Origin of the sequence: Curtobacterium sp. MCBA15_004 (assembly GCF_001865055.2) — a bacterium.
Taxonomy (GTDB): Bacteria; Actinomycetota; Actinomycetes; order Actinomycetales; family Microbacteriaceae; genus Curtobacterium.
Map to the genome: position 1 here is coordinate 3,149,418 of NZ_CP126266.1, position 14,029 is coordinate 3,163,446.

General features: G+C 73.4%; 13 protein-coding genes and 1 tRNA gene. 6 read left to right on the forward strand and 8 right to left on the reverse strand.

What is annotated here, in order from left to right; translation table 11 throughout:
• Positions 1–80: 80 nt before the first annotated feature.
• Complete coding sequence (locus QOL16_RS14770) at positions 81–1,316, forward strand: hypothetical protein (RefSeq protein WP_175473161.1); 1,236 nt, start codon at positions 81–83, stop codon at positions 1,314–1,316.
• Positions 1,317–1,519: 203 nt separating this feature from the next.
• On the opposite strand, the gene QOL16_RS14775 is transcribed toward QOL16_RS14770, so the two are convergent.
• Positions 1,520–2,560: an amidase domain-containing protein gene (locus QOL16_RS14775; RefSeq protein WP_139266534.1), complete on the reverse strand. Its 1,041-nt coding sequence runs from the start codon at positions 2,558–2,560 to the stop codon at positions 1,520–1,522.
• Between the two features lie 75 nt (positions 2,561–2,635).
• On the opposite strand from QOL16_RS14775, the gene QOL16_RS14780 reads away from it, so the two are divergent.
• A complete protein-coding gene (locus tag QOL16_RS14780) occupies positions 2,636–3,019 on the forward strand; it encodes a hypothetical protein (RefSeq protein WP_065961880.1) in 384 nt (127 codons plus the stop codon).
• Between the two features lie 80 nt (positions 3,020–3,099).
• Here the strand turns inward: QOL16_RS14780 and QOL16_RS14785 are convergent.
• The 4 genes from QOL16_RS14785 to galU form a co-directional block, all read right to left on the reverse strand.
• Positions 3,100–3,175, reverse strand: a tRNA-Ala gene (locus QOL16_RS14785).
• 112 nt (positions 3,176–3,287) lie between these two features.
• A complete protein-coding gene (locus tag QOL16_RS14790; RefSeq protein ID WP_071285884.1) occupies positions 3,288–4,391 on the reverse strand; it encodes a hypothetical protein in 1,104 nt (367 codons plus the stop codon).
• A gap of 140 nt (positions 4,392–4,531) precedes the next feature.
• The gene (locus QOL16_RS14795; protein WP_065961883.1) at positions 4,532–5,194 is read right to left on the reverse strand and encodes a GNAT family N-acetyltransferase; all 663 of its coding nucleotides are present in this window, start codon (positions 5,192–5,194) and stop codon (positions 4,532–4,534) included.
• Between the two features lie 89 nt (positions 5,195–5,283).
• The gene (gene galU, locus QOL16_RS14800) at positions 5,284–6,174 is read right to left on the reverse strand and encodes a UTP--glucose-1-phosphate uridylyltransferase GalU (RefSeq protein WP_065961884.1); all 891 of its coding nucleotides are present in this window, start codon (positions 6,172–6,174) and stop codon (positions 5,284–5,286) included.
• Between the two features lie 114 nt (positions 6,175–6,288).
• Between galU and QOL16_RS14805 the strand changes: the two genes are divergently transcribed.
• From QOL16_RS14805 to mscL, 3 genes are all read left to right on the forward strand, one after another.
• Entirely contained in the window at positions 6,289–6,873 is a 585-nt protein-coding gene (locus tag QOL16_RS14805) for a 5-formyltetrahydrofolate cyclo-ligase (protein WP_065961886.1), read from the forward strand.
• A 1-nt stretch (position 6,874) separates the two neighbouring features.
• Positions 6,875–7,228 (forward strand): FmdB family zinc ribbon protein, encoded by a 354-nt coding sequence (locus QOL16_RS14810; protein ID WP_071245221.1) that lies wholly within the window; start codon positions 6,875–6,877, stop codon positions 7,226–7,228.
• A gap of 75 nt (positions 7,229–7,303) precedes the next feature.
• A complete protein-coding gene (gene mscL, locus QOL16_RS14815; protein ID WP_065961890.1) occupies positions 7,304–7,804 on the forward strand; it encodes a large conductance mechanosensitive channel protein MscL in 501 nt (166 codons plus the stop codon).
• 290 nt (positions 7,805–8,094) lie between these two features.
• Here mscL and QOL16_RS14820 read toward each other — a convergent pair whose 3' ends face one another.
• Genes QOL16_RS14820 through QOL16_RS14830 form a run of 3 tightly spaced genes read right to left on the reverse strand, consistent with a single transcriptional unit; the run spans position 8,095 to position 12,835 of the window.
• Positions 8,095–8,679: a CDP-alcohol phosphatidyltransferase family protein gene (locus QOL16_RS14820; RefSeq protein ID WP_071245225.1), complete on the reverse strand. Its 585-nt coding sequence runs from the start codon at positions 8,677–8,679 to the stop codon at positions 8,095–8,097.
• A gap of 20 nt (positions 8,680–8,699) precedes the next feature.
• Positions 8,700–9,140 carry a hypothetical protein gene (locus QOL16_RS14825; protein ID WP_305411042.1) on the reverse strand — a complete coding sequence of 147 codons (441 nt, stop codon included), beginning with the start codon at positions 9,138–9,140 and terminating at the stop codon, positions 8,700–8,702.
• Complete coding sequence (locus tag QOL16_RS14830; RefSeq protein ID WP_370692490.1) at positions 9,137–12,835, reverse strand: AAA family ATPase; 3,699 nt, start codon at positions 12,833–12,835, stop codon at positions 9,137–9,139. The genes QOL16_RS14825 and QOL16_RS14830 overlap by 4 nt, the downstream gene beginning before the upstream one ends.
• A 317-nt stretch (positions 12,836–13,152) precedes the next feature.
• On the opposite strand from QOL16_RS14830, the gene QOL16_RS14835 reads away from it, so the two are divergent.
• Positions 13,153–14,025 carry a CoA ester lyase gene (locus QOL16_RS14835; protein WP_071245229.1) on the forward strand — a complete coding sequence of 291 codons (873 nt, stop codon included), beginning with the start codon at positions 13,153–13,155 and terminating at the stop codon, positions 14,023–14,025.
• Positions 14,026–14,029: the final 4 nt, after the last annotated feature.

The following is a 14,029-nucleotide window of genomic DNA, read 5'->3' on the forward strand; positions in this document are numbered from 1 at the left end:
GTTCCGGGGAGCCTCCTGGACACGGGCGGCGACCGGACAGGACGGGCCGCCCGGGGCGGTGGAGGTGGGAGGATCGGTCGGTGACCGACCTGGCGGAGCCGACCCGAGCCTCCCGGCCGGGTCTGCCGACCCGCGTCCGACGCGTGGTGACGAGCGTCCTGGAGGCGCGCCACAGCGGGTGGACCGCGCCCCTGGCCGTGTGGCTGGCCTCCCGCGTGGTCAGCACGGTCCTGCTCCTCGCCGTCTGGGGCACCGCGACCGCGAACGGCTGGCGGTTCGCGTCGTACCGTCGCGAGGGCACGTTCTGGTCGTTCCTCGGGTCCTGGGACGCGTCGGCCTACCGGACGATCGCCGAGCACGGCTACCCGACGACGCTGCCGACGGACGCCGCGGGGCACGTGCTGCCGAACCCGTGGGCGTTCCTGCCGGTGTTCCCCGCGCTCGCGCGGGCGGTGGAGCCCCTCGTCGGCGGGTCGTTCTGGGTGGCCGGGGTGCTCGTCGCGACGCTCGCCGGGGCGGGCGCGTGCGTCGTGCTGTACCGGCTGGTCGCCGCGGTCGCCGACGGGCGACGGGCCCGATGGGCGACGGCCCTGTTCGCGTTCGGCCCGACCGGGTTCCTGCTGCAGGTCGCCTACGCCGAGAGCACGTTCCTGCTGCTGCTGTTCGGTGCGCTGCTCGCCCTCGTGCGCCGGCGGTACTGGGTCGTGCTGCCGCTCGGGCTGGTGGCGGCGTTCACGAAGCCGGGGGTCCTCGCCCTCGCGGTGGCGCTCGCGGTGCACCTGGTCGTGCGGTGGCGGGTGGAACGGCGTGCGCTGCCCGTCCGCGACGTCGTGGCGGTCGTCGTCGCGGGCCTGGTGACCGCGGCGGCCGGGCTCGCGTGGCCGTTCGTGGCGTCCGCGGCGACGGGGCGGCCGGACGCGTACCTCGAGACCGAGCTGTCGTGGTGGGTCGGGTTCGTCGGGCGGCAGCACTTCGCGCCGCTGACGCCGTGGTTCACGATGGCGGGGACGTGGCTCGGACCGGCCGGGATCGTCCTCGTGGTGGTCGTGCTCGCGGGGGCGGTGTGGTTCTGGACCCGCCGGGGCGTCCGTGCGCTCGGGGTCGAGGTCGTGTCGTTCACGGCTGCGTACGCGCTGTACCTCGTCGCGGTGTTCCTGCCGCAGCAGAGCCTGCCGCGGCTCCTGATGCCGACGGCACCGCTGTTCGCGGCCGATGCGTTCACGGGGACGCGGCGGCGGGCGGTGTCGTGGCTCGTGGCGGGGGTGTGCCTGCAGGCGGTCGCGGTCGTGCTGCTGTGGTTCCTCGGGTACCCCTGAGCGCTGCTGGGTCCTGAACGCGTCGTTGCGCGGCCGCGCGCGCGTGGTGTCAGGTGCATCTGCACAACAGAAGGCACCTCGCGCCACGAGATTGCGTGGCGCGACGTGCTCCCGGTTGTGCGGAGGTCGGCACGGGCGCCGGCCGGCACCGGCGCCGGCCGACCCGACCGGGCGGCCGCCGCCGCCTGCGCCGTTGGCGACGGCTACGCGTCGAACGTGTGGAACCAGGCGGTGCCGCCCGGGTGCTGCACGGTGATCATCTCGTCGAGGTCGCGGTACGGGCCGTCCTGGTTGTGGCTCGCCGACTTGATGCGCACGGTGCCGTCCGGCTCGGTGAAGACCTCGGACACGATCGTCACGTGGTCGGGCGACCGGTTGGCGTTCCAGTCGTAGAACACGATGTCGCCGACCTTGACCTTGCTCCGCTCGTCGAGCGACCGCCGGGTGAGGCCGAACGTCGCCGCGTTCGCGGTGAGCCACGGGTCCATCGCCGGGCAGTACGTCCACGTGGCCGAGTGCTGCGCGCCACCGGCCCGGTTGTACCAGTCGGAACGCTGCTTCCACCCGCGGGCGATCAGCGTCTGGCTGACGTAGTTCGCGCAGTCGCCGCCGATCGGGTTCATGGTGCCGTACTCGGCGAGGTTGTAGTCCTCCCAGTGGGCCATCGCGTACTCGAGCTGCCGGTCGACGGCGGTGAGGGCCGCGTAGGTCAGCGAGCTCGTGGCGACCGCGGCCGAGGCGTCGGGGACGGCCGCGGCGGTCGGCGTCGGGGTGGCGCTCGCACCGCCCTGCACCGAGCCGGACTGGCCGTCGTTCGCGGCGCTGCCGTTGCCGTCGGACATCCGGTTCGCCGACGGGACCGGGGCGATCGCCTCGGTGAAGAGCGCGACCGGTGCGGCGCCGGCCGTGTACATCGCCTGGTGCGGGGCCGTGAAGGTGACCTTCGTCGCGGTGGCCTCGACGTCACGCGCGGGGACCCCGCCGACCGTGACCCCGCGCACCGCTGCCAGGCCGGTCCCGGCGACGGTGACGCGGACGCCCCCGGCGAGCGGGACCTGCGCGGGCTGGACACCCGAGGCGGTGGCCCGGGACCGTCCGCTGCCGGGCGCGGTCGACGCGGCACCGGACGGGCCGTCGGACGACTCCGCATCGCCCCCGTCCCGCGAGCACGCCGCCACGGCGAGACCGACACCGGCGACGCCGACGAGCGACAAGAGGGAACGACGCGTGAACGAGGAAGTCATGACCTGTCCAGGGTAGGCGACGGTGGGGCAGGATCACTGGCAGCAACCCGCTCACCACCGGAAGGATCAGACACCATGCCCGAGAGCCACGACTTCTTCGTCGCCGCCGACCCCGAGTCCACCCGAGCCCGCGTCCGCGACGCACTCGTCCGCGAGGGCTACTCCGTCGCCGACGGCGACCAGGGCACGCTGCTCGCCACCCGGGGGAGCCTCGGCCTGACGCTGCTCATCGGCGGCCTGGCGAACGACCGCACGTTCCACACCCGCCTCGACGTGCAGGTGATGGTCACGCCCGAGGGCTCGACCGTCGCCCGGCTCATCCGCGGGTCCGGCAAGTCGGCGCTCAAGGGCGGTGCGATCGGGATCGCCCGGGGCAACCGCGCCTTCGAGCAAGCGGCGAACGCCATCCACGCGGAGCTGAGCCAGGCGGGCGTGCTGACGAACAGCGTCGCGAGCTGACCCACGGGTCCGCTCCCGCCCGGACGGCGGACCCGGCAACGACGAAGGCCACCCCGCGGGGTGGCCTTCGTCGTGCTGCTTGGTGGAGCTAAGGGGATTCGAACCCCTGACCTTCTCATTGCGAACGAGACGCGCTACCAACTGCGCCATAGCCCCAAGTGCTCGACCACACTAGCACCACGGAGCGCGCGAACCGAAATCCACACCGCCCGTCCGGGCGTGCCGCGGGACGGCGGGCAGGCCGGGACGGCAGGGAGGTCCGGACGGCTCAGACCGCGCGACGGCGGCGCATGATCGCGTCGAGGTCGGCCTGCGGCAGCGCGTCCTCGTCGATCACGCCCATGCCCGCCCACCGGCTCGGGGCGGCCGGCGGCTCCGGTGCCGTGGCGGCACCGGTCGCGGCAGCGGGGGTCGCGGTCTGTTCCCCGGACGGCGCACGCAGCCCGAGCCGCTCCGCGAGGCGCCCCTGGTCGTGCGCGGAGAGCGAAGCGACGGCCTCCTCGACGTCCGGGCGCATGGGCGACACCCGGGCGAGCGTCGGGTCGGCCTCGGCGGCGCGGATCGCGGCCGCCTCGGCCTCGGCCGCCGCCTTCGCCTCGGCGACGCGCTCACGGAGCCGCGCGGCGAGCTCGGCCGAGGACTCCGGCGAGGGCGCCGGTGCCGCGGGCCGCTCGACGTACAGCGGCTTCGGCACACCGGCCGGCGTCCAGCTGCGGTCGCGCGCGGCCTCGGCGGGTTGCTCGGTGGACAGGGGCGGCGCCGGGTCCGTCCACGTCGACGTCGGACGGGAGGCGCGGCTCACCTTCGCAGCGCCGGCTGCGGCCCGCGCCTTCCGCGCATGGGCGACCTGGTGCAGCTGCGCGAGGACCGCTGCGGACCCGCCCGCGGCGAGCAGCCCGGCGACCCCGAGGAGCCAGAGCCCGGGTGCGGCGACGAACACGACGAGCGCCACGACGACCCCCACGGCACCGAACAGGGTCGCGCCGAGCCGGGAGCGGCGCATCCGCCGGGCGGTCAGCGCGGGGACGGACGACACCCGCTCGAGCTGGGGCTGCTGCTCGGCCAGGCGGCGGGTGATCTCCCGCTGCCGGGCGGCCTCGTGCGCCCGGACGATGGCGGCGCGCTTCGCCTCCTCGGACCGGGCGACGCGCTGCGCCTCGGCGAGGGACTTCGCGTTCATCTCGATGCGGACCTCGTCCGGCAGCTCGGCGGTCTGCGCGAGGATGCGGAGGGTCTGCTGCAGTCGGATGGCGTTGCGCTCGGTGGCGAGGTACTGCCGACGGGCCGCCCACGAGGGCATCAGGTAGACGACCCAGAGCACGGCCGCGATGAGCAGGACGATGCCGCCGCCCCAGGAGCCGATACCTGCCATGGGGACACGGTAGGGGTGCGGGTTCCCCCGTCGGGTGATTGCCGGTCGCGTGTTGCGCGAGTCGCGACCGAACCGGCGGTGGTGGGGCGCGCCTCCCGGCCGTCACCGGCACGTCGGGACGGGTCGCGCCCTGCGGAGCGTCAGCCGATGCGGGGTCGCGTGTCCAGCGGCACGGCCGCCTCGTCGCGTGCGGCGAGCGGCACGCTGCCGGCCCCGGCCGGGACGCGTCCGGCGACCCAGCGGTCGAGGACGCCCTCGCGGACCTCCTCGGCGACGAGGGCGAAGCAGAAGTGGTCGCGCCAGTCGCCGTTGATGTGGATGTAGCGCCGACGGAGGCCCTCGTAGCGGAAGCCGAGCTTCTCGACGACCCGCAGGCTCGGCGCGTTCTCCGGACGGATGCAGATCTCGATCCGGTGGATCCCGACGACCCGGAAGCAGTGGTCGACCGCGAGCGCGACCGCGATCGGGGTGACGTTGTGGCCCGCGGCGCCCTCGACGACCCAGTAGCCGATCGAGGCACTGGCGAGCGAGCCGTAGCTGATTCCGGAGACGTTGAGCTGCCCGACGAAGCGACCGTCGAGCTCCATCGCGAACGGCAGCCCGAGGCCGGCGCGGGCGTTGGCCTGCAGCGCGCGGATGCTGCCGCGGACGTCGGTCGCGACGTGGCCGGAGGGGTTCGTGGCCTCCCACGTGCGGAGCCACGAGCGGTTCGACGCGAGCGCGACGTCGAGGTCGCGGGTGTCACGGAGGCGGAGGGGCCGGATGGTGACCCGCCCGTGGGACAGGGTCGGGATCGTCGTCATCGCTGTGGTTCCTCCGGTGCCCGGTGGTCGGCCGGGCGGATGCACGAACGGGCCCGGGGAGTCCCCGGACCCGTTCGTGACGGGGTCGGCTATTCGCCCGCGTTGAACTCCTTGAGCCACGCCTTGAGGTCGGGGCCGAGGTCATCGCGGTCCGAGGCGAGCTGCACGATCGCCTTGATGTAGTCGAGTTTGTCACCGGTGTCGTACCGACGTCCACGGAAGACGACGCCGTACACGCCACCCGTCCATTCCTCGGCGCCCGCCATCTTCATGAGCGCGTCGGTGAGCTGGATCTCGCCGCCCTTGCCCGGCTCCTGCTTCTCGAGGACGTCGAAGACCTCGGGACGGATGACGTAGCGGCCGATGATGGCCAGGTTCGAGGGCGCCTCGCCCTGCGGCGGCTTCTCGACGAGGCCGGTGATCTTCACGACGTCGTCGGTGTCGGTCTCCTCGACCGTGGCGATGCCGTACATGTGGGTCTGTGCCGCGGGGACCTCGAGGAGCGCGACGACCGTGGCGTTCTTCTGGCCCTGGACCTCGATCATGCGCTGGAGCAGCGGGTCACGCGCGTCGATGATGTCGTCACCGAGGAGCACGGCGAACGGCTCGCGGCCGACGTGCATCTTCGCGCGGAGCACCGCGTGGCCGAGGCCCAGCGGGTCGCCCTGGCGGACGTAGTGCATGTCGGCGAGGTCGGTCGACTGGTTGACCTTCTGGAGCTTCTCGTGGTCGCCCTTCTTCTTGAGGGTCTCCTCGAGCTCGGCGACGTGGTCGAAGTGGTTCTCGAGCGCGTTCTTGTTGCGGCCGGTGATCATGAGGACGTCGGTGAGACCGGCACCGACGGCCTCCTCGACCACGTACTGGATCGCCGGCTTGTCGACGACCGGCAGCATCTCCTTCGGCATCGCCTTGGTGGCGGGGAGGAAGCGCGTGCCCAGCCCAGCGGCCGGGATCACCGCCTTGGAAATCTGGAAGCCCATGTCCAGGAACCTATCGGACCGGCCCTGATCAGGCATGTCGTCTCATCGGAGGACACGGGATCCCCCGGAGCACGGCGGGAAGCCGCAACCGGAGCGCTCGCTAGACTCACCGCCATGACCGCCGACCTCGGGAACGAGAAGCGCGCCCTGCGAGCCGAGCTCCGGCAGCGCCGGCGCACCCGGACCACGACGGAGCGCGACGCGGAGCGCGCGGCCCTGACGACGACGCTGCAGCGCTTCGTCGAGGAACGCCAGGTCCGTTCGATCGCCCTCTACCTGTCGGCGCCCGACGAGCCCGACGTCCGGCCCTTCCTGACCTGGGCGCACGAGCAGGGCGTCCGGGTCCTGCTGCCGGTCACCCGCGAGGACGGCCTGCTCGACTGGGCGGTCGGCGACGGCGTGACCGAACGCGAGGGCCTGCACGGCATGCCCGAGGTGGTCGGCGAGGTGCTGTCCCCGCTCGCGCTCGGCGACGTGGACGCGATCCTCGCACCGGCCGCGGCGGTCGGCCACGACGGCTGCCGGATGGGCTGGGGCCGGGGGTACTACGACAAGACGCTCGGGTCCATGGCGAACCGGCCGCCCGTCTATGCTGTGATCTTCGACGCGGAGTACCTCGACGAGGTCCCGCGCGAGGCCCACGACGAACCCGTCGACGGCATCATCACGCCGTCGCGCATCATCACCTTCCGGAGCTAGGGTGCCCACCTACTCGTACCGCTGCACCGCCTGCGACAACGCCTTCGACATCAAGCAGTCGTTCTCCGACGCCACCCTCACCGAGTGCCCGGTGTGCGGCGGGCAGCTGCGCAAGGTCTTCTCGCCGGTGGGCGTGACCTTCAACGGCGGTGGCTTCTACCGCACCGACTCGCGCACGACGCCGAAGGAGTCCGGTTCGGCCGGCGGTTCGTCGTCCGGTTCGTCGTCGGCGGCGGGCTCGTCGGCCGGCGGCTCCTCGTCGGGCGGCTCGTCGTCGGCGGGCGGCTCGTCGTCGGGCGCGTCGAAGCCGGCGGCGTCTACGTCGTCGAAGCCCGCCGCTCCCGCGGGCTCCTGACCTCGCGGTCTGCTCCTCGGTAGGGTCGCAGGCGTCGCCGACCGGCGGCGGTCCGACCTTCGGAAGGAGAGTCCCGTGAAGGGGTTCAAGGAGTTCCTGCTCCGCGGCAACGTGATCGACCTCGCAGTCGCGGTCGTCATCGGTGCTGCGTTCACCGCCATCGTCACGGCGATCGTCACGAGCCTGATCAACCCGCTCATCGGTGCGGTGTTCAACGCGTCGAGCCTCGACAAGGCGCTCATCGTCGCGATCCCGACGACCTCGGGCGGCAGCGCGAAGCTGCTCTTCGGCGCGATCATCGGCGCCGTGCTCAACTTCGTCATCGTCGCGGCGGTCGTGTACTTCGCGCTCGTCCTGCCGGTGAACCACCTCCGGAAGGCCGCGTTCGAGCGGGTCAAGAACGACCAGGAGCAGACGCCGCAGGACGTCCCGCCGACCGACGTCGAGGTCCTGCTCGAGATCCGCGACCTGCTCCGGTCGCAGAACGGCGGCGCGGTCGGGACGGGTGGCGGTGCGCACATCGCGCCGTCGACCGCTCCCGAGGGCCCGGGGATCAGCGGCACGACGAAGCTGTAGCGCGCGGCGCGGTCGCGGTCGCGGTCGCGCGCGGTCGGGGTCGCGCGCGACCGCTCGCGCTCGCACTTCGCACAACGGGAAGCCGTTCGCACCACGGGAATCCGTGGTGCGAACGGCTTTCCGTTGTGCGCGAGCACGTCGCGCCGGGTCGCGACCCGCGTCGGCGGCGGCGGGACAGCGATGGCAGCGGCGACGGCGACGGCGACGGGCAGCAGCGGTCCGCGGGCCGTCCCCAGCAGCTCGGTACGCCGCGAGCGGCCGGGCCGCCGGACCGCCGGACCGCCCGACCCTCAGGCCGTGCGGGACGCCAGGCGGTGCTTCGCGGACAGCGCCCGGACGTACTGCACGCCCGCGACCACGTGCCCGACGGTCCCGGCCCACACGAACACGAGGGCGAGGATCCGCACCCAGTCGTGGTCGGCCGCGAACGACGTCGACGAGAACAGCAGCAGCGGCAGGCCGACGAACAGCAGCGCGGACCGGATCTTGCCCGTCCAGGTCACGTCGAGGTCGGGGTCGCCGCGGAACCACAGCCCGGACAGCAGCGCCAGCACCGCGTCGACGAGGACGATGATCGCGACGCTCGGCCACGGCAGCAGCCCGACGAGCACGAGCGACAGCACGATCGCGATGATCGCCAGCCGGTCGGCGATGGGGTCGAGGGCCTTGCCGAGCTTGGACCCCTGGTCGAACTTGCGGGCGATGAACCCGTCCGCCCAGTCGCTCACCCCGAGGACGACGAGCGTCACGAGCGCCCACCCCGAGTGGTGGGCGACCACGAGCCCGATGAACACGGGGATCAGCAGGAAGCGGACCACCGTGATCAGGTTGGGCCACGTCTGCCAGTCGGGGCGCTCCCGCACGGTGTTCGTCATCGCGTGCCAGGCTACCCGGCTCACCAGTGCGGCGGGACGTCGCGGAGGAGCTGGTCGTCGTTCTCCCCCGCGCGGTGCCGCGGCGGCTCCGGTGCGGGAGCCGGGTCGCTGCCCGGCACCGGCTGGGTGGTGACGCGTCTGCGGGGCCGGGTCGCGCCTCCCGGCCGGCCGTCGACCTGCGGTCCGCCAGCCGCACCCGGGACGGGAGGCGCTGCCTCCGTCGCGTCGTCGGCCTGCGGTCCGCCAGCCGCACCCGGGACGGGAGGCGCTGCCTCCGTCGCGTCGTCGGCTCGCGTCCACGTGCCCACCAGCTGGTCCGTGCCCGGCGTCACCGGGCCCGCGACCCGCGCCGCGCGACGCGACCCGCGCCGCCGCTGCGCGCTGCGCTGCTGCCCGTCGCCGAGCTGCCCGTCGTCGAGCTGCCCGTCGCCGGGTGCTCCGTCGCCGTGCGTCCCGGTCACCGGCGAGCGGGGACCGGCGGGATCGAGATCTCCTGCGTGGCGCCACGGTCGACGCCGAGCACCGACGCCACGGTGTCCGCGACGCGGTCCGGGTCGGAGAACAGCTGGAACGCGTGCACGCGCACGTAGTGCCAGCCGAGACGCCGGAGCACCTCGGGCCGCAGGCGCAGCGTCTCGCGCAGCGAACCGCGGACGAGCGACGCGTCGGTCTCGATCGTGACGCAGACGCCGCCGTGCGCCGCGACGAGCCCGAGCTTGCCGCGGTGCCCGAGCGCGACCGGGATGCCGCGCATCTCGAGGCGTCGGGCCAGGTCGACGAGCAGCGGGTCGGAGTCGTCCGGCACGTACTCGGCGGTGGTGCGTGCCCGGACCTCGGCGAGGATCTCCGCGAGCGCGACGGTGCCGTGGCCCATCCGCTCGGCCTCGATGTCGGACGGCTGGAAGCACGTGACGATCACCATCGAGCGGCGGGCCCGGGTCATCGCGACCGCGAGCAGCCGCTCCCCGCCCGGCTTGCCGAGGGCACCGAAGTCGCGCAGGACCCGCCCGTGCGGGGTGCGGCCGTAACCGATCGAGAACACGACGCGGTCGCGGCTCTGGGCGACCGACTGCTCGAGCGTCGCGACGATGAACGGTTCGGCGCGGTCGCCGATGACGAACTCGGTGAGGTCCTTGTGCCCCTGCGCCGCGGTCAGGACCGCCTGCTCGACCCGGACCGCGTGCTTCGCGGAAGCCGTGATGACCATGAGCGACTCGGTCGGCCGGGTGCGGGCGTGCTCCATCACGAGCCGGACGACGCGGTCCACCTCGGCGTCGACGCTCTCGACCGCTCCGGACTCGGGGTCCGGCACGGCCTTGCCGTCGCTGACGTAGTCGATCGCGATCGAGCCGTGGCCGAGGAACGACCCGGCCCACGGCAGCGACTCGATGCGACCGCCGTAGAAGCGGCGGTTCACGAGCTCGGCGAGGTCCTCGCCACCGGCACGGTACGACCGGGTCAGGGACAGCGTCGGGAGCAGCGTGGAGAGCTTCGCGAGCGCGGAGTCGGCGTGCAGCGCGTCGAGGGTGCCCTCGTCGACCTGGAGCGCACGGTGGTCGGGGTCGACCGCGATCCGGAACGGCGACGGCGTCTGCGTCACCGGGTCGCCGAACGCGACGGTCTGGCGGGCGCGGCGGACGGCTCCGACGGTCTCGGCGATCGTGACGGCCCCGGCGTCAACCAGAATCACGGTGTCGAACGGCATCGTGTCGGCGATCTCGGCGACCTCGTACGGCGAGGCGAGCCAGACCGGCGCGATCGACCGGGACAGGTGCGGCGCGGAGTCCTGCAGCAGGCGCGACGTGATCGCGCCCTCCTTGAGCTGCGTCTTCAGCGCGGCGGCCTCGTCCGGCCAGTCGACGAGCCCGACCTTCCAGTTCTCGGCGAGCTGCCACGCCAGGCCCTGGGAGACCCCGGCCGCGTGCGCGTCGTCGACGAGCCGGAAGTCGGCCTCGACCCGGTCGAGCATGTCGGTGTTGCCGCCGAGCAGCGCCCGGTCGGACTCGAGCATCGTCTCGAGGGCGGACTGCCACCACGCGAGCTCGAGCTCGGCGGGCACCTGGGTGTCCGGCACGTGGCGGTTGGCGAGGTCGGTGAACAGCGGCTCGAGCTGCAGGTCGCGCAGGGTCTGCATGAGCTCGGTGCGCTCCTGCAGGTTGTGCAGGACGTCGGAGTCCTCGGCCAGGCGCGCGACGGTCGGGACGAGCTCGTCGATCGGCAGGTTGGCCAGCTGGGACTCGCGGGAGGTGCGGCCGAGCGGCTCGTCCAGGCGCGCGAGGTCCTGCACGACGTTCGAGAACAGCACCTGCACGTCGCCGATGCCGGTGGGCACCTCGGGGTTCACGCCGGCGGCGACGTAGCGCTGCCAGAGGACGCGCTGCTGCTGCACACGGGTGAGCGCCTCGTGCAGGTCGGACACGTGCACGCCCGGGCGGACGTACTCGCGGGCGAGCTTCTTGAGCCGGCGGCGGTTCGTCGAGGACATCGGGGCGCCCTCGCCGCGCGGGGCGGTGGCGGCGACGAGCTCGGAGACGGACCGGTCGAACACGACCGGCAGGAAGCGGTCGAGGGTGTCGCGGATCTCGGTGAGCAGGCGGAGGTAGATGCCGAGCTCGTTGATCGTCGTGAACTGCCGCATGTGCGTCGAGGCGACGAGGTCCTGGGCGCGACGGAGCAGCGTCGGCAGTCCCTCGGCGTCGAGGTCCTGCGCGGTGCGGTGCGCGCGCTGCGCCCCGTCGCTCGAGCCGAACTTCGCGCCGTACCAGGGCGAGTCGTCGGGGCCGTAGCGGAACTCGCCGAGGTTCGCGGCGCTGACCATCGTCTCGGCGACGCGCGAGCGCCCCTCGACCATGCTCGTCACCGAGGTCGCGGACAACCGGGCGGTCGTCGACGGCGGCACCGGCAGCAGCGACAGGCGGGACAGCTCGACCAGGCAGTCGAGCACCGACACCCGGAACTCCGGGTGCACGCGGGTCAGCGAGCCGCGGTAGTCCTTGAGCACCTTGCGGAGCCGGACCAGGGCGTCGTCGACCTCGCGGAGGTTCGGGCGCGACGCCTTCTCGTTGCGGGCGATCGCGCGGACGACGTCACGGCGGAGCGTCGAGGGCGTGACGGCGACGCCGGGCAGCTGCACCTCGGCGAAGCGTGCGGCGATCCCGCGCAGGGTCGCGCGGCGGGGGCTGACGACGAGGACGCGCTTGTTCGCGGCGACGAGGCCGCCGAGCGCGTTGACGATCGTCTGGGTGCCGCCGGTGCCCGGGAGGGTCTTCACGACGATCGAGTTGCCGGCCGTGATCTGCGCGATCACGTTCTCCTGCTCGTCGTCGGCGTCGAGCAGGAGCGTGTCGGTCTCGGGGCTGCGCTCGTCGGACGGGGTCTGCTCGACCGGGTGGTACGACTGCTCGACCTGCCACTTCGCGCTCGGGTTGCCGGCGAGGGCGTCGAGCACCGGGTGGGACAGGTCGCCCGTGTCCTCGACGAGGCCGTCGGCGACCTGGGCGAACGTCGAGACGACCAGGCGTGCGTGCACCGAGAAGCCCGGGATGTGCGCCGTGAGGCCACGGAGCCGGTCGATCACCGGGTTCGGTGTGAACGAGCCGTCCTGCTGCGCCAGCGCGACGAAGGACTGCGCGTCGAGGATGACGCCGTACTGCTCGTGCAGGGCGTCGGCGAGGCCGGGGTTGAGCACGGGCTCGCCGAGCAGCCGGACCTCGAAGTCACGGCCGTGGCGCCGGATCGCGAGCGGGCGGAGCAGCACCGGGCCGCGGAAGTGCTCGTCGCCGTGCTGCCAGTCGGCCATGCCGATGCCGAGCTTCACGGCGTCGATGCCGCGCACGGTGGCGAGCTCGGTGCCCTTCTCCTCGACGCGGGCCGCCGCGACGCGGGCGGCGCGGAGCGCCACCTCGTCGCGGATGAGGCTCGACAGCAGGGTGGTCTTGCCGGTGATGAACTGCGCGAGACCACCGGGGTGCGTGGTCGACAGCTCGATGCGTGCGCGCGGGTGGTCGCTGAAGTGGATCAGCGGGCTGGTGCCGCCGACCCCGGTCAGCTGCTTCCGCCAGGCGTCCCACGCGGGTTCGGCGGCGTTGCCGGCCTGGAGGCGCGGGTCGCCGAGGCTGATGGCCTGCGGACTCGTGAGCTGCAGCTCCGGTCGCAGGGTGCGGTCCGGTTCGTCCGTCACGGCGGTCTCTTCCTGCTGGTCCCGTCGGTCCCCTGCCGGTCCGCCGCTGCGCGGCTGTCCGCTCGTCGCGCGGTCGTCCCCCGACCGGTCGTCGGTGGCCGCGGCGCCGTCGCGGGCGGGGGCGTCGCCGTCCACGCCGCCCTCGTCGCCCCTCGTCCTGTCCGCTCGCCACACATCGGACACTGTAGGCGGAAGCGACCGGCGCGTCGGCCAACGACCCGGGTTTCGGGGATTCCGGCGGGAGCGCCGGGGTGGTCCGGCGGCCGCATCGCGCGATGTGGTACCAACGGGGCATGGCCATCGACGACCGCACCGCTGAGTCCACCCCCACGCCGAACCGGCGTCGATCGGTCCCCGCCGAGATCTCCCGCTCGTGGCTGCTCGTGCCCGGGACCGCCGCCGACCGCTTCGAGCGCGCCCAGCGCTCACGTGCCGACCAGATCATCCTCGACGTCGAGGACGCGGTCGACCCGGCCGCGAAGCCCGGCGCCCGCGCGACCGTGGCGTCCTGGCTCGCCGGCGGTGGCGAGGCCTGGGTGCGGATCAACGACGTGACGACGGACTTCTGGGCCGACGACGTCGAGGAGCTCCGCGGTCTCCCGGGTCTGCAGGGCGTGATGCTCGCGAAGACCGAGTCCCCCGCGCAGGTCACCGACACGTGGCACCGCCTCGGCGGCCACACCCCGGTGATCGCGCTCGTCGAGTCGGCGCTCGGGATCGAGGAGGCGACGTCGATCGCCAAGGCCCAGGGCGCGTTCCGTCTGGCCTTCGGTTCCGGCGACTACCGCCGGGACACGGGTGCCTCGGCCGACACCCTCGCGATGGCGTACCCGCGGTCCCGCCTGGTCGTGGCGTCGCGGGTGGGCGACCTGCCCGGCCCGATCGACGGCCCGACGGTCGGCTCGGCGCACGCGATCCTGCGTGAGCAGTCCCAGGTCGCGGTGTCGCTCGGCCTGACCGGCAAGCTCTGCCTCGACACCGAGCAGCTGCCGGTCATCAACGAGGTCATCTCACCGACGCCGACCGACGTCGCCTGGGCGCAGGACTTCCTGGACGACTTCGAGGCGCGCGGCCAGGTCATCCGCGACGGCTCGGACCTGCCGCGGCTCGGCCGGGCGCAGAAGATCCAGCGGCTCGCCCGGGCCTTCGGCGTCGAGGCACGGTAGGACG

Bases quoted from the DNA above. Each gene is read 5' to 3' on its own strand.
- galU (WP_065961884.1), bottom strand. From the start codon at position 6,174: ATGGGCTTCCAGATTTCCAAGGCGGTGATCCCGGCCGCTGGGCTGGGC.
- QOL16_RS14795 (WP_065961883.1), bottom strand. From the start codon at position 5,194: ATGACGACGATCCCGACCCTGTCCCACGGGCGGGTCACCATCCGGCCC.
- QOL16_RS14805 (WP_065961886.1), top strand. From the start codon at position 6,289: ATGACCGCCGACCTCGGGAACGAGAAGCGCGCCCTGCGAGCCGAGCTC.
- QOL16_RS14835 (WP_071245229.1), top strand. From the start codon at position 13,153: ATGGCCATCGACGACCGCACCGCTGAGTCCACCCCCACGCCGAACCGG.
- QOL16_RS14775 (WP_139266534.1), bottom strand. From the start codon at position 2,560: ATGACTTCCTCGTTCACGCGTCGTTCCCTCTTGTCGCTCGTCGGCGTC.
- QOL16_RS14820 (WP_071245225.1), bottom strand. From the start codon at position 8,679: ATGACGAACACCGTGCGGGAGCGCCCCGACTGGCAGACGTGGCCCAAC.
- QOL16_RS14780 (WP_065961880.1), top strand. From the start codon at position 2,636: ATGCCCGAGAGCCACGACTTCTTCGTCGCCGCCGACCCCGAGTCCACC.
- QOL16_RS14790 (WP_071285884.1), bottom strand. From the start codon at position 4,391: ATGGCAGGTATCGGCTCCTGGGGCGGCGGCATCGTCCTGCTCATCGCG.